The following is a 22,450-nucleotide window of genomic DNA, read 5'->3' on the forward strand; positions in this document are numbered from 1 at the left end:
ACTGCGTCCGATCAGACTTCCTATCAGGTGTGGTAGTCGGCATTGATGGTCACGTATTCGTGGGTCAGATCATCGGTCCATACCGTGGCTTGGTTGTCGCCCTGGCCAAGGTCGATGTCTATATGGACCTCGGGAACGTGCAGGTCGACCAGCTCTGGGTCCTGGCCGGGACGACCTCCTTGGCAGACCTTGATGCCGTTGAAGCTGACATCAACATGGGCCGGATCATAGGCCGCCGTAGAAACAGGCACAGTGCCCAGGGAAGATACCACTCGACCCCAGTTAGGGTCTTCCCCGGCCACAGCGCATTTGAGCAGCGTGGAGCCGGAGACCGCGCGGGCGCAGGCAAGGGCTGCATTCTCGCTCTCGGCACCGTCCACACGGATGCGGATCCGATGCCTGCTGCCCTCGCCGTCAGCCACGATCCGATGAGCTAGATCCGTGCATGCCTGACCGAGCTTTTCCTGGAACTGCTCGGAGTCAGGCCGTACACCAGAGGCCCCGGAGGCCATCAGCAGGACGGTGTCGTTGGTAGACATACACCCGTCCACGTCGATTCGGTTGAAGCTGAGCCGGCAAGCCTCGGATAGGGCTTGACGTGCCTGTTCCGGCTCCAAAATGGCATCAGTGGTGATTACACAGATCATGGTGGCCAGCTGCGGGGCAATCATCCCGGAACCCTTGACCATGCCTCCCAGCCGCCAGCCAGACCCGTCCACGGCCACTGTCTTGGTGCAGGTGTCGGTAGTCAATATGGCCTTGGCGGCCTCTTCACCAGCCTCCTGACTGGACGACATCCCCTGGGCAGCTTGGTCGATGCCAGTCAATATGGAATCCAGATGAAGCAGATGACCGATAATCCCGGTGGAGCAGACAGCGACCCGATTGCTCGGCAGGCCTAGTTTCTCTCCTGTCCGCTCGGCCATGGCTCTGGCCTGGTCCAGGCCCTCAGGACCAGTACAGGCGTTGGCATTACCAGAGTTGATGACCACGGCTCCGGCACGGCCTTCTTCAAGGATCTTGCTGGTCCAGATAACCGGAGCGGCCCGGAAACGATTAGGTGTGAAGACCCCCACAGCCGTGTCCATGGGTCCGCTGTTGACGACCAGGGCCAGATTGCGGCGCTGTGAGCCTCCCGGACGGTGGGCGATGGCGGTGCCGGTCCGGAAGCCTGCAGGGTAGGTGATGCTCATGGTGCCACTCCTATAGTTGTCAGTCCGGTCTCCTCAGGTAGGCCCAAGGCCAGATTTACGGCCTGGAGAGCCTGGCCTGCGGTGCCCCGGGTCAGGTTGTCGATGGCTGCAAAAGCGTAGAGGCGGTCAGCGCGCTGGTCCACAGCTACCTGGACCTGGGCCCGGTTGGAGCCGTAGACATCGGCCGTGGAGGGAAGCCTGCCCTCGGGGAGCAGATCGACAAACTGCTCCTCGGCATAGACCTCTTCCCAGATTCTGCGAATATCAGACACCTCCATGCTCCGTCCACGCGTACTCAGCTTGGCTGAGACCACAGCCAGAATCCCCCTTGACATGGGGACCAGTATAGGGGTCAGCCCCATGCGGATGGGTTGTTTCCCAAGACCCCCTATGCTCGGGTTCGCAGCTGCGGCCTTACGCAGATTTTGCAGAATCTCAGGGATATGCCGGTGGGTGCCTCCGACCGAGTAGGGATGGGCTGAATTGATGGCCTGGGCTGCCAGCAGATCCATTCTGCCGCCTGAGCGTCCGGCGCCCGAGTAACCGACCGCCAGGTCAGCAACCAGATCATCGGTCTGCACCAGTCCGGCGGCTAAAGCAGGTTGGAAGGCCAGAGTGACCGCCGTGACATTGCAGCCAGGACCAGCGATCCGCCGAGTCTGTCCAAGCAGCTGACGCTGGCGACCGCCACCCGGATTGAGCAGCTCAGGCATCCCGTAGGTCCACGGGCTTGAGAAAGGCCCGCCGTAGTAGTCTTGCCAGTCGCCAGGATCCTCCAGCCGGTGATCAGCACCCAGGTCGACCATCAGCGATTGCGGATCCAGCTGCTCTGCCAAGGGACCCGAAGCCCCGTGAGGCAGTGCCAGAACCACCAGATCGTGGCCGGCCAAGATCTTTGGATCGGTATCCTGAATCTGCAGCGAGGCTATCGACTCCGGAAGGTTGGGCGAGAACTCCCCCAGCAACCGGCCAGCGGAGCCATGACCGGTGACCGTGCATACCTGAAAGGCTGGATGGGCCGCCAATAGACGGATCATCTCCGAGCCGGCATACCCCGAAGCTCCCGCTACAGCCACCGTGTATTGCCGCATGAGTGCTCCCTTCATCGGGCACCATCATACATACTCATGCAGTAAAACGCATATTTATGCAATTCGGCGTGTCGCTATATATCTGCTCTAGCTGTGCAACACTTTCAACTATGCGAAGGGGTCATAACCGGAGTCTCTGTTGCGGATATATTCCATTTGCCTGCTGGCCTTTTCCGCAGCCTCGGACCCGCACGCCTCCTCTACAAAGGCCAAGGCCATATCGATGCCGGCCGAGATACCCGAAGATGTACGAAACTTGCCATCGACCACCCAGCGCGCATCCTTGATCCAGTCCACACGCTTCCCTGTGCTGACGACCCAGTCAAAGGCCAAGTCATTTGAGGTCGCACGCCGACCGTCGAGCACACCAGCGGCAGCCAAGAGAGCCGAGCCTGTGCAGACCGTCATTACCTGCGGCGACCTGGCGGCCAAGCTTGCCAGCTGCCCTGTCCATTGGTCGTCCCCAACCAGAGTTCGAGTACCGGACCCGCCGGGTATCAGCAGAACCCCTTGGGAATTGATATCTTCTGGCCCTACAGTTTCGACCCTGACACCGCCCTCACCGACTTTCATGCCGGGCCCGTCAAGAGAGAAAAGCCGCACTCGGGCGCCATCAGTATTGATGAAAACCTCAAAGGGGCCAAAAACATCCAAGGGTTCAAACCCGTCGAATACGACGATATTAATATCCAAACCCATCTGATTGAACATCCCCCTCGTAGATCTCTATATCTCAAGGCTGACAGCATATGCACAAACATGAATTCCGGCTAATGCAAATGCATAATCGCATCCAGAAGGAGCCAGCGCCTTGAGTTTTCAGGCACTGACGCCACCTGAGCCGGATCCGCCGCCGCCCGTCGAGGGCGATGGCATCATCTGCTGGTAGAAATCATTCAGGGAGATGCCGTTGACCAGCAGCCAGATCCAGGCAAGCGTGAAAAGCAGGTTGATGATCAGGGCAGCCATAGCCAATCCATAGCCCTTCATATGCAGTCGGCGGGTCCGATACATGGAAACGCCACCCAGCAGAGCGGGAATCACAGGCATGGGCAAGAAGAGGGCCATAAGGAAGGCGATGATGGCGCAGGGATCCCAGTGACCGTAGACCGGATTTTGGGAGGGGTCGTTCAGATCGGGTAGGCCCTGTGGAGGCCAGACCGGAGCGCCTGGACTGGCCTGAGGATTCCCGGGATTTCCGCCGCGTCCTGGGGCCGGCTGCCCCGCCATGGGCATAGGCCGGTTGGCGGGGTTGCCTTGTGACGAATCGGATTCCTTGGCCTTAGGTTCGGGGTCTGGGCGACCGTATATGTACGGATTCCACCCTGGATAACGATCGGCGCGTGCGCCGTACAAGGGCTGGTCGCCTCCATCATGATCCTGGCGGTCAGGTCCACCGGCTGTGCCCTGTTCTTGAGAATCCGTCATGCCCCTCGGCCCCCTTGTGATGCCCGGTCAAGCGCGCAGTACGGCACCCAGACCCGCAGTCTTGTCAACGATGGCCTGACGCAGGGATTCGCTGTCCTCGGACGTCAAGGTGCGGTCCGGGGCGCGGAAGGTGACTGCGAAGGCCAGTGATTTTGCATGCTCACCGATCTGATCGCCAGTGAAAACGTCGAACAGCTCGATGGATTCAAGACTAGACCCAGCCGCTTCTCTGATGGCGGAAGTCAGATCAGCTGCCGAGACCGTGTCCGGCACAGTGAAGGCCAGATCCTGACGGACCGGCGGGAAGGTAGAGACCGGCTTGGCCTGCAGGGGTGTGTAGTCCAGGTGGTCCAGCACCATGTCCAGGCTCAGCTCGAAAGCGGCAGAATGGGCAGGGAAACCCAGAGCCTGATCAACCCGAGGATGCAGCTCGCCCACCATGCCGACGAGCGTGCCGTCATCCAGGACCAGCCTGGCGGTGCGGCCCGGATGCCACTGGTCAGGCACCTGCTCGGCTGAGGGTTGCTCCAGCCGATAATCGGCACCCAGCCTGTCCAAAACCCGGCGAGCCGATTCGACTGCATCGGTCCAGTCCACATCCCTGCTGTCCTTAAGCCAGCCGTCTTCCTGGGCCCGGCCTGTCAGCAAGGCCGCCACATGCAGCCGTTGCTCTGGCAGACCCTGGTCCAGGCGGGCCAAATCTTCGTCGCTGGGCCGCACGCCGCCCGGAAGTGTAGGCACCGCAGGAGCCTTGGGATCGCGACGGAAGACATAACCGATCTCGAAGAGACGCACATCAGTGTTGCCACGTCGCAGGTTGCGCTCCACGGTGTTGGCCAGCGGCAGCAGCAGGCTCTGCCTCAGATAGGGCCTATCAGCGGCCATGGGGTTGGCCAGCTCCACGCTGTTGATATGGACCTCATCAGGATCCATGCCGAAGGCCTTGAAATCATTGTCACCAACAAATGGATAGTCCAGAACCTCGGTCAGCCCATACTCGGCCAGGGTGTCAGCCACCCAACGGCGACGCTGCTGGCGATCGGTCAGACCAATTGCTCCGGAAACCTTGGGTGATGGCACGGTGACGGGGATACGGTCGTAGCCCACCAGGCGGGCCACCTCTTCGACCAGGTCGCAGCCCTCGCCCAGGTCGGGCCTCCAGGTTGGCGGAGTCACGGACAGCCGGTCCTGAGGATCGCCTTGGACCGTGCAGCCTATGTCGCGCAGAATGGCCACAATGCGCTGGGGTTCCACATCCAGTCCAGTCAGCCTGGCCACCTCGCTGACAGCAAAGTCGATGACTGACATGGGCTTGGTCTGGTTCATATCCAGCGGAGCATCCAGGTCCTGGCCACCGGCAAGGCGATGCAGCAGGTCAGCGGCCATAGCCGCGGCAGCCGGCTGCATCTGCGGATCGACCCCGCGCTCAAAGCGCTTGGAAGCCTCGGAGGGCAGCTTGTGGCGACGTGCGGTCCTGGCGATTGTCACCTGGTCGAAGTGGGCGGACTCAATCAGAATATTCCGCGTCTGATCGGTCACCTCTCCATACAGACCGCCCATGACTCCGGCCAGACCCAAGATACGGGATCCCTCTTGCCCCTCGGGCGAGTCGGTAATGAGCAGATCCTCGGTGCTGAGCTCGCGATCCTTGCCATCCAGAGTGGTCAGGTGCTCACCCTGCCTGGCCCTACGGACTACGATGGGCCCACTGAGCTTGTCCAGATCATAGGCGTGCAGGGGCTGGCCCAGATCCAGCATGACATAGTTGGTGATGTCCACCGGCAGACTGATGGAGCGCATGCCGGCACGTACCAACCGCCGACGCATCCAGCTGGGAGTGGCCGCCTTGGGGTCGCAGCCGGTCAAGGCACGCAGGTAGTACCGATCACAGCCTGGCTGACCGTGAATAGGGTTCTCGTCCTGAATGCGCACGGCCAGCGGAGCCTGATCCTCCTGAGCTGCAGAGGCCGGCACTGTCTTGTTCAGCTCAATCACCGGATCCGTGTACTCAGCACCCGTGGAGTGGTGGTATTCCCTGGCAACCCCCCGGTAGGAGAAGGCATAGCCGCGGTCGGGTGTGATGTTGATCTCAAGGACAGGCCTGTTCATATGGAGCAGAGCTATGGCATCGTCACCTGGCTTGAGCTGCTCGTACTGCTCGGGGGTGAACCCGTAATTGCGCAGCAGGATGATGCCCTGATGGTCCGAACCCAGCCCCAGCTCACGCTCGGAGGCGCACATGCCGTCCGAGATGTGGCCGTAGGTCTTGCGCGGTTCGATACGGAAGTCCCCAGGCAGGACGGCCCCCGGCAGGGTCACCACCACCTTCTCGCCCGCAGCCATGTTGGGTGCCCCGCAGACGATGCCCCGGGGCACCTTGTGGCCCTGGTCATCCACCGCGTTGTACTGCTCGCCCACATCCACATGGCACCAGTTGATCGTCTTGCCGTTCTTCTGAGGTTCAGGCTCAGCATCCACCACATAGCCGACCACGATAGGACCGGTCACCGTGGACTCATGAATGTCCTCTTCCTCCAGACCGACCCGAACCAAGTCCTTGGCCAGCTGTTCATAGGTCAGATCCTCAGGGACCTGCACATGCTCCTTGAGCCAGTCGATATCTACCATTGGCATCTGACGGTCACTCCCCCATCTCGAACTGCTGGCTGAACCGCACGTCACCTTCGACCAGGTCGTGCATATCGTTGATGTCATGGCGCAGGAGCAGGGTGCGCTCCATGCCCACGCCGAAGGCGAAGCCTGAATAACGCTGCGGATCCACGCCGGCCGACCTCAGAACGTTGGGATTGACCATGCCGCAGCCTCCCCATTCGATCCATCCAGGGCCGCCCTTCTTGTCGGGGAACCAGAGGTCCATCTCGGCGCTGGGCTCGGTGAAGGGGAAGTATGAGGGACGCAGTCTGGTCCGGGCCTCGGGACCGAACATGGCAACAGCGAGCTTGTCCAGGGTGCCCTTGAGGTCGGCCATGGTGAGGTGCTCATCGACGGCGATGGCCTCGCACTGGTGAAAGACCGGGGTGTGGGTGGCATCCAGTTCGTCGGTGCGGAAGACCCTGCCCGTGCAGGCCACATAGAGCGGCACGCCGCGGGTTATCAGAGAACGGGCCTGGTCGGGCGAAGTATGGGTGCGCATGACCATGTTGGAGCCGACAAAACCGGCGGCGTCCCTGGCCTGGCTGCCCTTGACATAGAAGGTGTCCTGCATCTGGCGGGCAGGATGGTCAGGGCCGAAATTAAGGGCATCGAAGTTGTACCACTCGGCTTCCAACTCGGGGCCCTGGGCGATACTCCAACCCATGGAGACGAAGAAGTCCTCCACGTCCTCCATGAGCTTGGACAGTGGATGCCGGGCGCCCTGAGGATGGCGGTTGACCGGCAGGGTCATATCCACCTGCTCGGCAGCCAGACGGCGGGATTCCTCCTCCTGGCGCAGCTGCCGCTCCTTGAGCCCGTAGGCGCGGCCAAAGTCGGCCTTGAGCTTGCCAGCTAGGCGGCCGGCGGTCTTCTTCTGATCCGCTGGCAACGTACCGATAATCCGACCGGATCCGGCCAGGGCTGAACCTGTCCCCGCATACCGGGCCTTGATCGCCTTGAGTTCTGCCAAATCGGAGGCTTCGCGAATCCTGCCGATGCCCTCGTTGACCTCGTCGGTCATCGCCGCGGGGTCGAATTCTTCCTGTGCCACCATGGACCTTTCCACTGTTGCCAATGCCGTATCCGGGCCGCAAATCAGCGGAAATCCCGGTCGTTGACGCCTTCACATTCTTTCAATACGACTCGACATGGCCATGGCGTAGAGCAGCACCGCAGCAGAGGTGGCCAAGTTGAGGGATTCAGCCCGCCCGTATATAGGGATGCGGACGATCTGATCCATGGCCTGCAGCAACTCCTTGGGCAGGCCGCGTGCCTCATTGCCGAAGAGCAGAACCATGGGCCGACCCGCCGAGTCTGGCCTGGTCAGGGCTCCGCTCGCCATCAGATCAGCCAGGGAGCGGACAGGCTTATCCGGTGTTCCATAGACATCGGCCGCCACCGTGGTCCGACCCTGCCGTCTGCACAGGTCCAGGAAGTCCTCGGTGCCCATGGTCATCAGGGGTATGTGAAAGGCCGATCCAGCCGTGGAGCGAATGACCTTAGGATTGGTGAGTTCCACGCACTGGTCCACCAGGATGACTGCCTTGCAGCCAGTGGCATCGGCAGTGCGAATCACAGTGCCAGCATTGCCTGGGTCACGAATCTGCCAGAAAGCTGCCACCAGGTCGGGCCCTTCTTTCGCCAGGCTCTGGGGATCCTCGAGGTCCATCGATTGTGCCAGAAATCCGTCCGTACGCGCCTGGGCCAAGATTCCCTGCGCATTGCCGCTGATGGCACGCATGACCCTGGCGGAGACGAAATGTCCGTAGCAGTCAGGCAGCTCCCGAGCCTGCTTCATGATGGCGCCCACAGTCTCGTTGAACGGCCGTGGATGACCGCCCTGGGCTGTAGGAAAGGATTCGTCCGACTGAATATAGAGGTCAGTCAGCAGGTCAGAACGCCAGCGGACCGCCTCGCGCACACTCTGCGGCCCCTCTATGAGGAAGCGGCCATGACGCTGCCGTGCCCGTCGATCCTGCAGTTCAGCCAGGCGACGAATTCGTTGGGCACGGGGATTGTCGAGAATGGAATCATCAAAGGGCATGGGCATAACTCTAGCCTCGACAGTCGAGAGCACTGCGATCGGACCTCAATCGGCCTACATCTGTGGGAAAGTTCACTGAAAGAAAGGCTTGCACCCCTTGTGCTCCCCGGACAAGGGGCTAGGGTAAAAGAACTGGTCGGGTCGACCACGTCCGTCATTGGTATGGCGCAGACCGACCATGGCACATCTGGCTTGGCCAGAATCATTGTGAGGAGACAATATGCCCGTATATACACTTCCCGATCTGCCCTACGACTACTCGGCACTGGAGCCGTACGTGTCCGGCAAGATCATGGAGCTGCACCATGACAAGCACCATCAGGCTTATGTGAACGGGGCCAACAAGGCCCTGGAGCAGATTCATGACGCAGCCGAGTCCGGCAACGTGGCCCAGTCCAACCTGCTGGAGAAGAACCTGGCCTTCAACCTGGCCGGGCACAAGAACCACTCCATCTTCTGGAAGAACATGGCCCCGGCCATCGGCCAGGAGCCCACTGGCGAACTCAAGGCCGCCATCGAGGACCAGTTCGGGTCCTTCCAGGGCTTCCAGACCTACTTCGAGTCCATGTGCGCAGGCATCCAGGGCTCCGGCTGGGCCGTCCTTGCCTGGGATACGCTGGGTGAGCGCCTGGTCACCCTGCAGATGTACGACCACCAGGGCAACCTGCCCGTCACCATCTTCCCGCTGGTCCTGCTGGACCTCTGGGAGCACGCCTACTACCTGGAGTACCTGAATGACAGGGCCAGCTACGTCAAGGCCTGGTGGCACATCGTCAACTGGGAGGATGCCTCCAAGCGCTTCGACGAGGTGCGCAACATCAACACCACACTGGCCAGGTAAAAGACCAGCGCTTCCAACCACAGGCGAACCCTGGTCCTTTCCCCTCTCTGCGGGAGGCGGAAAGGACCAGGGTCCCTCCATATCTGGAGTCTGCTGCAGAAATCCCCGGCAGTCAGTTGCCGAAGAAGGCGATGGAGCCGGTCAGCGCAGCCACGGTCAGGGAGATCGCGGGCACAGCCAGGCATATGAGCAGGAAGCCCGCATCACGTGGTCCGACCTGGGAGACCCGGGCATGGGTGCGTGGTGTACCGCCGCCAAATCCCCTGGCCTCCATGGCCGTGGCCAAGGTCGTCGAACGCCTGATGGACAGGACCAACAGGGCGAAGGCCTGTGGCATAAAGGCCTTGAAACGGTTCTCATCGCCCAGTCCACGACTGCGGCGCGAAGCGGTCAGGGCTGACCAATCATCCTTGAGAACTGTAAAGAGCCGCATGCCGGCCAGCCCTCCGTAGACGAAGCGATCAGGCAGGTGGAGCACCTGGCTGAAGGCATCGGCCAGGTCGGTGGCGTCTATTCCCAGTACGGTGATGATGGCGGGAATTCCGATGGCCAGGATTCGCAGGGCAGTGGCCAGGGCCAGGTCCAGCGAGCGCTGGGTGATGTGGATCATCCCCCACTGCCAGAAGGTGGCGCCACCGCTCTTGCCATAGAGGATGATCGCCAGGGCCGAACCTGGCGCCCCCAGGAAGATGGGCCAGGTGGATCTGACCACGCGCAGGGGCGTGAAGCCTGCCGAGCCCAGCAGCAGGAACTCCAGAATCAGGGCAGTCGTGGCCGAGACCGGGTCCAAGCTTATCAGCAGGGGCAGAGCCGCCAGAAAGGCCCCGATCAGACGGAAGGCCGGATTGATGGAGGCTATGTATGGCGACCGGCTGGCCGGCTTGACCGGCTCGTCCCGCTGGTCCATTGGTGTGACGGTCAGCCTGGCGGCAACAGTCTTCTGACGAGTCTGCAAATCTGACCCGGCTGCAGGCCAGACGGTCTTCTGGGCTCCCGGAGGCGTCATTTCCACCAGGCGGGCATCCAGGGCCTGAACCAGCTCCCGGTCGTGGGTGACCAGGATGATGCAGGCTCCCTGGTCGCGCAGGTCTGCAATCAACTGGGCCATGCTGACCCAGGTGTTCCTGTCCTGGCCGAAGGTGGGCTCGTCAAGAATCAGCACCTGGGGTGCAGCGGCCAGGGCCGAGGCCACGGTGAGCCGCCTCTTTTCGCCGCCCGAGAGCGTGTAGGGGTTGGCGCGGGCATACTGCCTCAGCCTGAAGCGGCCCAACAGTTCCTGGGCGCGAACCTGGGCCTGCTCCTCGCTCATGCCGGTGCGGATAGGGGCCAGTTTGACCTCATCCAGGACCGTACCCCGGGCGAACTGATGCTCAGGATTCTGAAATACGTAGGCGATGCGCGCGGCCAGCTGGGATGAGGTCCACCGGATGGGCTCGGGCTCCGCAGGCATCTGCCCCTGGGGTCCCCGAAGCAGGCGATCCCGGGCAAGGACCGAACCGGTCACCGGCTCCAGCAGACCAGCCAGGGTCATGGCCAAAGTGGACTTGCCGGCCCCGTTGGCCCCCACCAGGGCGGTGACTTGACCGGCCCTGAATTCCAGATTGATGTGCTCGGCCACTGCCTTGCCCTGACGACCCACCGCCAGATCCTGAGCAGCCAGCAGGACGGGATGATCATCCTGGCCGGAGCAGGATTGCCTTGACCTGGCCTGGACCCGTCCAAGCTCAGGGAGCGAATCCCCGGCGCTCCTGTAGGCTTCTGGAACCCAGACACCCAGGGATGCCAGGTCCAACCCGGAATCAGTGAAGACCTCCCGGGGGCTGCCGTCGGCCATGATCACAGTCTTGCGATAGGCCGCAGCACCCGAACCGCCGGTGCCATCTTCAACCTCGCCCAGCCCAAGCACGATGACCCGGTCGATCATGTCCATCCAAGGCCCTGCCCGGTGCTCGACCAGAACCATGGTGGAGCCTTGCCGGTCCAGGACCTTCCTGACGGCATCGACTATCTGCTCGACGCCGACCGGGTCCAGGTTGGCCGTAGGTTCGTCCAATAAGAGCAGCCCGGGCTGCATGGCCAGGGCGCCGGCCAGGGCCAGACGCTGCATCTGCCCTCCGCTCAGGTGCATGGTGGACCGGGTCAGTTGCAGGTCAGCCAAACCCACCTCGGCCATGGCCTTCCGCACCCGTGGCCACATCTCCTGGCGGGGCAGCCCCATGTTCTCGGGCCCGAAGGCCACATTGTCACCCAGCCGCTGAAAGATGGCCTGAGCATCCGGATCCTGCAGGACCAGGCCCACACGCCCCCGGCTGGAGACAGCGGGATTACCGTCAATCAGGACCTGGCCCTGGGTCACCCCGCCCTCGTCATCCTCTACCTGGTCCTGGCTGCTCTGCGGGGCATGATCGCCCAGCAACCCGGCCACACCCTCAAGGATGGTCGATTTGCCAATGCCGGAAGCTCCCAGCAGAAGCACCCGCTGACCTGCAGGAATGCTCAGGGACAGATCCCTGACGGCGAAGTGGTTCCGGTAGGCATGCCGATAACCCCAGTCGCGCAGTTCCAAGGCCGCTGGTCGGTAGGGGTTGTCCTGGATGCTCTGGTCCACGCCCGGGCCTCTACTTCCCGGCCGTACGAATATCGCGGCCGGAGGCGAAGCGGTCCAGAGCCCCGGTCGCGGCGATGGCCTTATAGAGGTACCAAACCAGCACTCCGGCAATCAGAGCACCCGAAATCAGGGTGGCTATCAGATAGATCACCCCATAGGGACCGGTCAGGTTGATGGCCTGCAGGTGCGTGCAGAAGGAATACAGCCAGCAGCCGAAACCAGCGGCAGCGCCCGACAGTGCCACCGTGGAGATGTTCCAGCGCCGGTAACGCAGCAGTATGAAGACCAGCTCGGCCATGAAGCCCTGAAGCAGACCGATCAGTATGGTCTCCACAGGCACCCAGAGGCTACCCAGCAGCGACTCCAGGATGGCTGCGACCAACTCGGCATAGACGGCAGCCCCCGGCTTGCGCACGATGACTAGGGCCAAGGGCCCGGCGAATAGATAGAGACCGTTGAGGATACCTCCCAGACCGGGCACAACCCCGTCCAGGAAGGACCAGGGAATGGTGGTCACCATGGCGACCACCCAGTAGATGACGGCGGAAGCCACCCCGATGACCGAGGCGACGGCGATATCCACCACCCTCCACCGTTTGGAGGGGATTCTGACCTGGGAGGGAGTCCCCCCGGACTCCGGCTCTGATCCGGAAGAAGTGTTGTTTATGAAATGACCATCGGTCATGATCTTGTGCCTTTCCTCGGGGCGCTCCCTATGAGCGCCATCCCGTTCAGGCACGGGTCCAGTGACATCCGTGCGCCGGCATTGCCCGGTAAACGTTCGTCCGGTTGAGGCTGAGCCTCCTCTCAGCCGCACGCCCTCAGGCATACGGCCCCCGTGTCACCTGCCATCCTAGAACATACGATGGTCAAGGGAATCCAGCAGGAGGGCCTCCGTGATGATGTTGTCGACCAGCCCCTGCAGGGAGATGGACTCGTTCGGACTGTGGGCGTTGGACTGGGGATCCTCGGGGCCGGTCACCAGAACCTGAGCCTCAGGGAAGAGCCGCTTGAGCTCGGGAATGAAGGGGATGGATCCGCCCTCGCCCTTGTTGACCGGGTCGCGTCCGAAGGCCTGCCGCATGGCCTCCTCGGCCTGCCGGACCACCGGGCTGTCGGCATCCATGGCCCATCCCATGCCCATGTCGCCGGGCGTGACCTCCACCCTGGCCCCCTGAGGAGCATGGGCGATCAGGAAATCGGCCAGTGCCTGCGCGGCCTGCTCAGGACGCTGGGTGGGCGCAGTGCGCAGGGAAATGCGGAAGCGGGTCTTATCGGCCAGCACGTTGAAGGAACCCTCCACCGGGTGGGCATCGAAGCCGATCACAGCCGCCGCCGGCTTGGTCCAGAGCCGGGAGGCCAGGGAGTCGGTTCCGGCCAGCCGGTAGGAGTCCACCACGCCGGCATCGGCACGCAGCTGGGCCTGGTCCAGGTCACGCTGCAGGCCGCCGATGGGCTGTCCGCCCTCCAGGCCGGGCACCGCCAGCTGACCCTGGTCGTCATACATGGAGGCGATCAGCATGGCGGCCAGGGTGTTGGCATCCAGGATGGGCCCGCCGAACTGCCCGGAGTGGACTGGGTGCTCCAGGACTGTGACCGTGACATCTAGGTCCGCATTCCCTCGCAGTGAGGTGGTCAGACTCGGGGTGTCCGCCGACCAGTTGCCCGAGTCGGCCACGATGATCAGGTCCGAGGCGAAGTCGTCCCGATGAGCCTGGAGGAGGGGGATGAAGCTGCGCGAGCCCATCTCCTCCTCCCCCTCGATGAAGACCTTGACGTTGACGCGCAGGTCCTTGTCCAAGGCATGCAGGGCCCCCGAGTGGATGGCGATGCCGCCGCCGTCGTCGGCCGATCCGCGTCCGTAGAGCCGTCCATCCTTCTCGACACCGGTAAAGGGATCAGTGGACCATTGGGAGGGATCGGGGACCGGCTGCACATCGTGATGGGCATAGAGCAGGACAGTCGGAGCATCGGGATCCACCTGCCGGGATCCGATCACCTCGAAGGCGCCCGGGGTGCCGTCAGGATTGGTGGCCTGGACCACCCGGGCATCCACGCCCACCTGCCTAAGCTGCCCGGCCACATAGTCGGCCGAGCGGCGCATGTGATCCCCGGTGATCCCCTTGGCCGAGACCGAGGCCAGGGCAATCTTGTCCTTGAGCAGATCGACGATCCGGCTCCTATCGTCCTGCACACGGGTGCGGATCGTCTCCAGGCCCAGTCCCGCCATCGCTACCTCCTATAATTGCTTGCGTATCAATGCTTGCGAGTCTAGGCGTCACCGTAACCTGTTCGCATGACATGGAACCCCTTCTCACGCAAGGATCGACGGGACAAAGAGGCGGAGGCGGACCAGAGGGCCTCCACTGAAGAGGTACGAGGCAAGGGACGCCCCACCCCTAAGCGCAAGCAGGCCGAGGCCCGGAACCTGCGCCCTCTGGTCCCCAAGGACCGCAAGGCCTCGCGCAAGGCCGCCAAGGCCCGGATTCGAGCCCGTGAGGATGCCCAGTACGAGGCCATGAGGACCGGCGACATCGACCACATGCCCAAGTCGGAGCGCCTTCCCTGGAGAATCTACATCCGCGACTATGTGGATGCCCGTTTCAATCTGCTGGAATGGATCTTCCCGGCCATCATCCTCATGTTCGTGGCCACCCTGATGGGTATGTTCGTGGGTCCTCAGCATTACGCCACTTTCACCATGGTGGTGACCATCCTTCTATATGGCTACCTGATCGTGGCCCTGATCGACACCTGGCTGATGTGGCGCAAGCTCAAGCGGCTGCTGATCGACAAGTTCGGCGAGCGCTCGGTGGCCAAGGGTTCCCGCTCGGCCTCCTATGCCTGGCAACGAGCCATGATGGTCCGGCGCTGGCGGGTCCCCAAGCCCAGCCAGAGCAAGCGTGGGCACTGGCCCAAGTGACAGTCGAGTGTTTTTGATGTTCCGACCTGCGGTCGGTCACTCCGCCCGGTTCCTCTTGAGGTTCCGGGCGGTTTTCGTATTCGCTCCACATTCTGCGAATGGTCTTCATTCTCCCAGCCTGTACCACTAGCATGGATTGTTATGCAGCAATCGATCAACCAAGCCGGCACGGAGTCTCTTGACCCTTGGGATGCCGACAGCCGCCAGTACGACACCATCATCATCGGATCCGGCCCGGGGGGCTATGCCACGGCCCTGCGCACGGCAGAGCTGGGCGGACGGGTGGCCCTGGTCGAACAGGATCCTGTGGTTGGTGGCGTCTGCCTGAACCGGGGATGCATCCCCACCAAGGCTCTGCTGACCGCCACCCAGGTTCTGGAACAAGCCGATCTCGGAGCCGCCATGGGCATCAATATCGAGTCGGCCAACATCGACTACCAGAAGCTCCAGGATTATCAGGACCGGATGGTGGATGCCATGACCGGGGGCCTGTCGAATCTTTTGAAACAACGTGGCATCACTGTGGTGCATGGCCATGGCACCATCGTCGGCGACGGTCTGGTAGAAGTGACTGACGATGACGGCAATCGAACACGCCTGACCACCTGCGACACCATCCTGGCCATCGGTTCTCATGCCAGGGCCCTGGAAGAACTCCCCTTCGGGGATCTGGTCATTGACACTGACCGGGCCCTGAGCCTCAAGCCCTTCCCCCGACGCGCCTTGATTATTGGATCAGGGGCTGTGGCCCTGGAATTCGCCACCATTTGGAATCAAGCCGGTTGCCAGGTGACCCTGATGGTCAGACGGGACCGGGTGCTCTCCCACTGGGGTCGCCGGACCGGGCAGATCATGACCCGGGAGCTGGAGCGTCAGGGAATTCAGATCATTACCCATGCCCGCTGCTCGGGCGGTCACCGTCTGCCCGCAAATGGGGGTATTCAGGTCGACTACCAACCGGCTGACGACACGGGCCAGGCAGGAGCGATCGAGGCTGATCTGGTCCTGGTCGCCATTGGCAGGGATCCTAATACTGATCCCAAGCATATGCAGGAGCTGGGCATTGACCTGGACGAGCAGGGCCAGGTTCTGACCGACTCTCAGGGGCGCACCAGCCGTGATCGGGTCTGGGCCTTGGGCGACATCACCCCCGGTCATCATCTGGCCCACAGGGCCTTCCAACAGGGCATAACCCTGGCCGATGCCGCTTCCGGTTTGGACCCCGAGCCGGTCAACGAGGCTACCATCCCTCGTGTGGTCTTTTCCTCTCCCCAGGCCGCAGCGGTGGGCCTCAGCCGTCAGGAGGCTGAGAACGATCCATCGCTGAACCAGGTCAAGGAGACCATCTACCCCATGATGTCTAACTCGCGCATGCGCATGAGCGGCCTGCAGGGCACCCTCAGCCTGATCACCGCCTGCCCGGCCACCGACATGGAGAAGCAGATGGTTGTCGGTCTGGAGATGGTCTCACCCCAGGCCTCCGAGAACATCGCCGAGGCCCAGCAGTTGGTGGGTAACCAGATCCCCCTGCACCGGGCAGCCGGGCTCATTCACCCCCATCCCACCTTCTCGGAAGCCATTGGAGAAGCCTTGCTCAAGGCTGATGGCAGACCCCTGAACATGCGGTAGACATGCGGTAGACTGGTCAACCAGTGAACGTTTCCAAGTGAGGATGGCATGGCTACAGAGGACACTAAGGGCAAAAAAGCAAAAAAGAAGAGCAGCACGATCAGCCAGATCGTTAAGATCTACCAATTCACTTATGAAGAGGACAAGGCCCTTCCCTGGCTGCTGGCCGCGGCCATTCTGGTACCCACACTGATAGCAGTGGTGATCTGCCTGCTGGCCCACTTCGGCTGGCTGTCCTGGATACTGACCGTTCTTCTGGGCATCATGGTCGGCCTGCTCCTGGCCACCATGACTTTGACCAGGCGCTCCGACAGGGTCGGCTACGCCAAGATGGAGGGCCGTCCAGGCGCTGCCGCTGCCGTGCTGAGCAGTATCTCCAAGGCAGGATTCTCCTTCCCCCAGGAACCCGTCTGGATTGATGCCAAGACCAAGGATGCCATCTGGAGGGGCACCGGCCGCACCGGGGTCTACCTGATAGCTGAGGGCGACTACAACCGCGTCAATAAGGCCATGAACCGCGAGGAGGAGAAGATCCGCCGCATCACCCGCGGGTCGGCCATCCCCATCTACCGGATCAGCGTGGGCCACGGTCCAGACCAGGTCCCGCTCAACAAGCTCCAGCGCACTGTGATCAAGAAGAAGGTCAAGCTGACCGCCACCGAACTGGAGACGCTGAACGACCGGCTGGTCACCCTGCAAAAGCGGCAGAGCGCCCTGGGGATGCCCAAGGGCATTGATCCGACCAAGATACACGTCAGCCGCAAAGCCATGCGCGGGCGCTGATGTTTCCCAAGGTCCCGACATCTCCCTCAGGGAGGTGCCGGGACCTTCGCATGAAACACCCCCGTAACCTCAGTGGCGCATTGCCGAAAAAACCGGTCCCCTAGACTGGGTGACCGTTACGGTTTCCACGAAAGGAGCAGTTCAGTGAGCGAACTTAAGTCAAAGGCCGATTGCGAAGCTCTGATAAACCAGGAGGGCGTGGAATATGTCTCAGTCAGGTTCACAGACCTGATCGGGGTCCAGCAGCACTTCACCGTCCCCGCCAACGAATTCCTCAAGGACGCCTTCACGGACGGCATGGCCTTCGACGGCTCCTCCGTCCAAGGCTTCCAAGCCATCAACGAGTCCGACATGAAGCTGATTCCGGATCCTGAAACAGCTTATCTGGATCCCTTCCGCCGCCACCGCACCTTGAATGTGGCCTTCTCCATCGTGGACCCGGTGACCGACGAACCTTACTCGCGCGACCCCCGGCAGATCGCCTCCAAGGCCGAAGCCTACCTGCGGTCCACCGGCATCGCCGACACGGCCTCCTTCGCTCCCGAGGCCGAGTTCTTCATCTTCGACAAGGTTCGCTTCGAGAACAGCATGCAACGCTCCTTCTATGAGGTCGACTCCATCGAAGCCCCCTGGAACTCGGGCGTGGATGTCGAAGAGGACGGCTCCGACAACATCGGTTTCAAGAACCGGGTCAAGAGGGGCTACTTCCCTGTACCGCCCATCGACCACTATCAGGATCTGCGCGACGACATGGTGGCCAACCTGCAAAAAGTGGGCCTGATTCTGGAGCGCTCCCATCACGAGGTGGGCGGCGCTGGCCAGCAGGAGATCAACTATCGCTTCAACACCCTGCTGCACGCTGGCGACGACCTGATGAAGTACAAGTACGTGGTCCACGAGACCGCCGCTCTGGCTGGCAAGGCCGCTACTTTCATGCCTAAGCCCATCGCCGGGGACAACGGGACAGGCATGCACTGCCACCAGTCCCTCTGGAAGGATGGCAAGCCCCTCTTCTATGACGAGAATGGCTACGGCGGACTCTCCGACATCGCCCGCTGGTATGTGGGCGGCCTAATTGAGCATGCCTCGTCCGTCCTGGCCTTCACCAACCCCTCCACCAACTCCTACAAGCGGCTGGTGCCCGGCTATGAGGCCCCGGTCAACCTGGTCTACTCGGCTCGGAACCGTTCGGCAGCCATCCGCATCCCCCTGGCCGGCACCTCGCCTGCTGCCAAGAGGATCGAGTTCCGCGCGCCCGACCCCTCCTGCAACCCATTCCTGGCCTTCTCGGCTCAGCTTATGGCAGGACTGGACGGCATCCTCAACCACACCGAGCCCCCGGCCCCCATTGACAAGGACCTCTATGAGCTGCCTCCGGAGGAGCACGCCCAGATCAAGCAGGTGCCGGGCTCCCTGGAGGAGGCCCTGAACGCCTTGGAAGAGGACCACGACTTCCTGAGCGAAGGCGACGTCTTCACCGACGATCTAATCCAGACCTGGCTGGACTTGAAGCGCGGTGAACTGGACCAAACCCGTCTGGCTCCCACCCCTCTGGAGTACGAGCTCTACTTCCACATCTGAGTCATGGTTAATAAAAGTTGGGGCTCCATCCTTTACGATGGAGCCCCAACTGTATCCGATTACAGTTACATCAATCCAGTTTGAAAGCCTTATCTGCCGGTATTCTTACGCACCCTAAAGAAAGAGGTGACAATGGCCAATACAGAGGCCAGCGCGAAAAGGACTATGGCAATCGAGGCACTCTGCAAATCAGCCATATTCTGCGCATTTTGCTCGAAAGTCATGATGCTGGCAAAGCCATTGATCCGACTTGCCAGAAAACTCACCATACTCAGTACGAGCAGTACGGCTGCTAAGCAAAGAACTATATCGCGAGCCAAGGCTAACCATCTGCTGCCTTGATAAACCTGCCCGGAGACAAGGACGAAAATCTCTGACGCCATAGCTACGATGGCACAAACCAAGACACTTGGCTCGACTCCCAAATTTTGGAAGTAAGCTGTTTTCCCGTTAATTTCAGCATAAATCAAGGCAGCCAAAGTGACAATGAAGGTTAGGGTGCCCATATAGAAACCGATTGATTGACGCTTGAAAAAATCCATGATCTCCACCTTTCAGATTGACCTGTAATAACGGCGACGACTGACCACGTACATGACCAAGCTCAAAAGGGTCAGCAGAGCCGTACCCGCCGTCGACCACATCAGAACTTTGTCGTACCAAGTGCGGATAGTCTCCAAATGTGACTTCGCATCCAAACCGTCCATTACATTGGAGTTCGCATAGGCGTAATTCTGCCAAGTCATGTTCCTTTTCAAGTCACTCATGAGCTGGGCGTCCTTGCTGACATTCTTCAGGTTCCACTCTGGCCACTTTCTTGATACGGCATCCAGGCTGTCATTTCCGGTACTGGTCAGCATGGTTACCCCGTTATGGGCAGAAGCCGGTAGATTTTGATATTCGGTATCCATGATGAAGTCCTGGGAAAGCACACCTTTAAAGCCCCACTCCTTACGGAGTATGTTCATGAGCAGTCCAGTATGGGCATTGACAGCAACCACACCAATCCGGTTAAATCCGGTCATCATACCCAAGGCTCCGGCATCTTCGACTATGCTCTGGTTAGCTCTAAGCTCGCCCTCACGCGCCTTCTGCTCAGTCATGAAAACAGCTATGCCCGTGCGATTGATCTCTGTGTCGTTGAAAGCAAAATGCTTGGGCGCCAAAATACAGCCGTACTTTCTGGCTTGGCGGACGGAGGAAGCCGCTTGATAGGCAGTCAGCATAGGATCCTCGGAATAGTATTCATGGTTCCGGGCATTGTACGCGGTGCGATGAAGATTGGTGCCGACACCCCAGATAAGCGCAGTGTTGGCCCAGATCGAATAATTACCCAGGGCCTTACCCCACTGACCTGCCAAGTCCTTGCTGAATGTCTGGCCGATAACGGTTTCCACGGCCATGACCCCCATGGTATAGGAAAGGTTGTGATCCGTCCCGTCAACCGCATAAGGATCACCTGATTGCTTGTCCTTGTTGGCATACTGCCCTAAAGGATAAGAAGCAAATCCATTGGGACCGTCGTTCTGAACTACTTCAGGTGAGCTGATGGAACGAATGGGCTTGGTCGAAGTTCCTCCGAAAGCGGTCCTGATCATGGCTTCCGGCAAGGTCAACTGATCCATGAGCTTGGACCATCGCTTATCTTTGATGTCTGTAACACCCTTCAGCTGGGCCAAGGTCATCCCATTATTGGCACCGAACTTTACCGACTTAGGATCGCCTTGGGATTTTATCTGGTAAGTCTGATTGGTCAGACCCTGCTTGAGCATACTGGAGCTCGCCGTCAACCCCTTATAAGTTTTGGGCCAAGTGCTTTCCCAATCGCTTCTGCTCAGGTTAGTGACCGAACCTGGCTTGTAGAAGTTCAAGTCTGCATTCGCTAGCTGGTTGGTCACTTTGGCACCTGTCTTGCTGACTGCGTAACGACTGGTGTCGCGCTGCGCCAGATTCCAGCTTGCCACCTGATCCATCATGCCATCTACAGATGCGCCCTTGGCCTTAAGGACATTTTCCACAGCTTGGTGGGCATCATCTCCCAAAGCGAAGTAATAGTCCCCAGCATCCAGGACATAACCCCCTTTACGTCCGTGATTGCCAAGAGTGGAATCCCAGCTGGCCATATACTGGGCATCCGCTTTGATCGTTAAGGTCTGCGATTGACCGGGCTGAAGCAAATCGGTTTTGCCATAGTCCAACAACTGGACCTCGGATTTTTCAACATGATGCTCACGGTCATAGTCGGTATAAGGAGTGCTTACGTAGAACTGTGCAACATCCTTGCCGGCCACCTTACCAGTGTTAGTCACTTGGATGCGCGCGGTTACTGTGCCCTCTTTCATATCTACTGCTACTTGGTCCAATGTTTGACGAAAGCTGGTGTAAGAGAGACCATAACCGAACGGATAGGTTACTTCCCTGTTGTAATCCCAGGCATCGCCAGTAGTCGAACCAACCTTGGCATCTGCTTTGCCCTGACCCAGCACCTTATCGGCATATCTGGTCTCATAGTACTTATAGCCGGTGTAGATGCCCTCAGCTTCGACGATTTCGGAGTTAATGCTGTGGGCAGGATCCGCATTAGTCCAACTGTAGTTTCCGTAGTTGTTGACTGCCGGAGCGCTGGTGTTGTTGGCAGCCCAGGTATCTGTCAAGCGTCCGGATGGATTCTCTCTGCCACAGAGAAGATCAGCAACACCATTGAAGCCATAAGCGCCTGGCAGGCCCACCTGCATGATGGCGTCTACTCCATCTTGATTTGCCAGCTCTTGAATCTGCATGGGATTAACGCTATTGATAAGAATGATCACCTTGCCATGATTGGTCTGCTTGGCTTTGACTGCAGCGTCGATCAACTGGCGCTCATCGTCCGAAAGTCCCAAGGGATCACGTTGATCGAGGTGCTGTTTGCTGTCCACCCCGTCCTTGCCTGGCGTATAGTTTCTATTCTCTCCCGAAGCCCTTGCCAAGGTTACAATCATTACATTGTTTTTATCCAAACTCGACCGCCAATCAGGCCGTGCCTGATCCATCTGGGATTGGGAGAGCTCCTTGCTAGAGAACCGTTCACCGATAAGGGGCGCCGTAATACGTGTGACCTTGCTTTTATGACCGAAATTATTGATTTCTGTCGAGAATTCATCTTTTTTAGATTGATAAAGCTGCTGAAGCGTTGAGTTGATGTCAAACTGCCTAGAGCGAAGAGCGGCTACCAAATCAACCGTGTCGGCATCGGTACCCTTGTTCATACTCACAGAAGAACCCATGTCGCCGCCCAGGACCGGATAATAGCTCGAGAATCCCAAAAGGGAGACTCGATGGGTTTCTTTCTCCGTCAAGGGCAAAGCTCCGTTGTTTTTTAAGAGAACAGAGCCCTCTGCGCTCATTCGTCTACCCAAATCAGCCACAGATGTCAACAATTCCTTGGTACTTGAGTAATCAGAACGGTAGGTGTAAGCCTTCCTGGCATCCTTGCCCTGGGCTGTGACGAAACGTGAGCTTTTGGTTCCCAGAAACTTATCAATATCCGTGCGAAAACCATTGACGGCCCCTGTAACTGAAAGAGACAAGGCCAGCAATGATGCAAAAACCGTTGTCATCCCCCTCCAGGCCTGTATACGACGATCATTTCTCATGACACAACCTCCTCGTTGTTTGTGCGACTTTGATGCTTG

17 protein-coding genes and 2 pseudogenes are annotated in these 22,450 nt (G+C 60.2%); 5 read left to right on the forward strand and 14 right to left on the reverse strand.

What is annotated here, in order from left to right; translation table 11 throughout:
* Positions 1 to 23 precede the first annotated feature (23 nt).
* The 7 genes from argJ to ACUIAI_RS04730 all read right to left on the reverse strand — a co-directional run bounded on the left by argJ (position 24) and on the right by ACUIAI_RS04730 (position 8,411).
* Positions 24 to 1,193, reverse strand: coding sequence for a bifunctional glutamate N-acetyltransferase/amino-acid acetyltransferase ArgJ (argJ, locus tag ACUIAI_RS04700; RefSeq protein WP_198190943.1), 1,170 nt, complete (start codon positions 1,191 to 1,193; stop codon positions 24 to 26).
* Positions 1,190 to 2,284, reverse strand: a complete 1,095-nt coding sequence (gene argC / locus ACUIAI_RS04705; RefSeq protein ID WP_445342818.1) for an N-acetyl-gamma-glutamyl-phosphate reductase — start codon at positions 2,282 to 2,284, stop codon at positions 1,190 to 1,192. Before argC ends, argJ begins: the two co-directional genes overlap by 4 nt.
* 108 nt (positions 2,285 to 2,392) lie before the next feature.
* Positions 2,393 to 2,983 carry a DJ-1/PfpI family protein gene (locus ACUIAI_RS04710; protein ID WP_198230062.1) on the reverse strand — a complete coding sequence of 197 codons (591 nt, stop codon included), beginning with the start codon at positions 2,981 to 2,983 and terminating at the stop codon, positions 2,393 to 2,395.
* A 120-nt stretch (positions 2,984 to 3,103) separates the two neighbouring features.
* A complete protein-coding gene (locus ACUIAI_RS04715) occupies positions 3,104 to 3,712 on the reverse strand; it encodes a DUF4190 domain-containing protein (protein WP_198208359.1) in 609 nt (202 codons plus the stop codon).
* 27 nt (positions 3,713 to 3,739) lie between these two features.
* Positions 3,740 to 6,346: a phenylalanine--tRNA ligase subunit beta gene (pheT, locus tag ACUIAI_RS04720; protein ID WP_445341690.1), complete on the reverse strand. Its 2,607-nt coding sequence runs from the start codon at positions 6,344 to 6,346 to the stop codon at positions 3,740 to 3,742.
* Positions 6,347 to 6,353: 7 nt separating this feature from the next.
* Complete coding sequence (gene pheS, locus ACUIAI_RS04725; RefSeq protein ID WP_445341691.1) at positions 6,354 to 7,421, reverse strand: phenylalanine--tRNA ligase subunit alpha; 1,068 nt, start codon at positions 7,419 to 7,421, stop codon at positions 6,354 to 6,356.
* A 69-nt stretch (positions 7,422 to 7,490) separates the two neighbouring features.
* Complete coding sequence (locus tag ACUIAI_RS04730) at positions 7,491 to 8,411, reverse strand: TrmH family RNA methyltransferase (RefSeq protein ID WP_445341692.1); 921 nt, start codon at positions 8,409 to 8,411, stop codon at positions 7,491 to 7,493.
* A 220-nt stretch (positions 8,412 to 8,631) separates the two neighbouring features.
* Here ACUIAI_RS04730 and ACUIAI_RS04735 point away from each other — a divergent pair, with 220 nt between their 5' ends.
* Positions 8,632 to 9,252 (forward strand): superoxide dismutase, encoded by a 621-nt coding sequence (locus ACUIAI_RS04735; protein WP_015022073.1) that lies wholly within the window; start codon positions 8,632 to 8,634, stop codon positions 9,250 to 9,252.
* Between the two features lie 112 nt (positions 9,253 to 9,364).
* Here ACUIAI_RS04735 and ACUIAI_RS04740 read toward each other — a convergent pair whose 3' ends face one another.
* The 5 genes and pseudogenes from ACUIAI_RS04740 to ACUIAI_RS04760 all read right to left on the reverse strand — a co-directional run bounded on the left by ACUIAI_RS04740 (position 9,365) and on the right by ACUIAI_RS04760 (position 14,090).
* A complete protein-coding gene (locus ACUIAI_RS04740) occupies positions 9,365 to 10,360 on the reverse strand; it encodes an energy-coupling factor transporter transmembrane component T family protein (protein WP_445342819.1) in 996 nt (331 codons plus the stop codon).
* Between the two features lie 42 nt (positions 10,361 to 10,402).
* Positions 10,403 to 11,326 (reverse strand): annotated as a pseudogene (locus ACUIAI_RS04745) (ATP-binding cassette domain-containing protein); the annotation flags it as partial.
* Positions 11,300 to 11,860, reverse strand: a pseudogene (locus ACUIAI_RS04750) (energy-coupling factor ABC transporter ATP-binding protein); the annotation flags it as partial. The pseudogenes ACUIAI_RS04745 and ACUIAI_RS04750, both read right to left, overlap by 27 nt.
* Before the next feature lie 10 nt (positions 11,861 to 11,870).
* On the reverse strand, positions 11,871 to 12,599 hold the full coding sequence (locus ACUIAI_RS04755; protein ID WP_445341693.1) for an ECF transporter S component: 729 nt from the start codon (positions 12,597 to 12,599) through the stop codon (positions 11,871 to 11,873).
* A 114-nt stretch (positions 12,600 to 12,713) separates the two neighbouring features.
* Positions 12,714 to 14,090: a dipeptidase gene (locus ACUIAI_RS04760; protein ID WP_445341694.1), complete on the reverse strand. Its 1,377-nt coding sequence runs from the start codon at positions 14,088 to 14,090 to the stop codon at positions 12,714 to 12,716.
* Between the two features lie 66 nt (positions 14,091 to 14,156).
* Between ACUIAI_RS04760 and ACUIAI_RS04765 the strand changes: the two genes are divergently transcribed.
* The 4 genes from ACUIAI_RS04765 to glnA all read left to right on the forward strand — a co-directional run bounded on the left by ACUIAI_RS04765 (position 14,157) and on the right by glnA (position 18,776).
* Positions 14,157 to 14,783: a DUF3043 domain-containing protein gene (locus ACUIAI_RS04765; protein WP_445341695.1), complete on the forward strand. Its 627-nt coding sequence runs from the start codon at positions 14,157 to 14,159 to the stop codon at positions 14,781 to 14,783.
* A gap of 141 nt (positions 14,784 to 14,924) precedes the next feature.
* The gene (locus ACUIAI_RS04770) at positions 14,925 to 16,412 is read left to right on the forward strand and encodes a dihydrolipoyl dehydrogenase family protein (protein WP_445341696.1); all 1,488 of its coding nucleotides are present in this window, start codon (positions 14,925 to 14,927) and stop codon (positions 16,410 to 16,412) included.
* 48 nt (positions 16,413 to 16,460) lie between these two features.
* A complete protein-coding gene (locus ACUIAI_RS04775; protein ID WP_254477319.1) occupies positions 16,461 to 17,195 on the forward strand; it encodes a DUF4191 domain-containing protein in 735 nt (244 codons plus the stop codon).
* 144 nt (positions 17,196 to 17,339) lie between these two features.
* Entirely contained in the window at positions 17,340 to 18,776 is a 1,437-nt protein-coding gene (gene glnA / locus ACUIAI_RS04780; protein WP_445341697.1) for a type I glutamate--ammonia ligase, read from the forward strand.
* A gap of 89 nt (positions 18,777 to 18,865) precedes the next feature.
* Here the strand turns inward: glnA and ACUIAI_RS04785 are convergent, their stop codons facing one another.
* Positions 18,866 to 19,318, reverse strand: a complete 453-nt coding sequence (locus ACUIAI_RS04785) for a hypothetical protein (RefSeq protein WP_445341698.1) — start codon at positions 19,316 to 19,318, stop codon at positions 18,866 to 18,868.
* Between the two features lie 12 nt (positions 19,319 to 19,330).
* Entirely contained in the window at positions 19,331 to 22,411 is a 3,081-nt protein-coding gene (locus ACUIAI_RS04790; protein ID WP_445341699.1) for a glycoside hydrolase family 3 C-terminal domain-containing protein, read from the reverse strand.
* Positions 22,412 to 22,450 lie beyond the last annotated feature (39 nt).

The sequence above is a fragment of the Bifidobacterium sp. ESL0827 genome, from assembly GCF_052606685.1.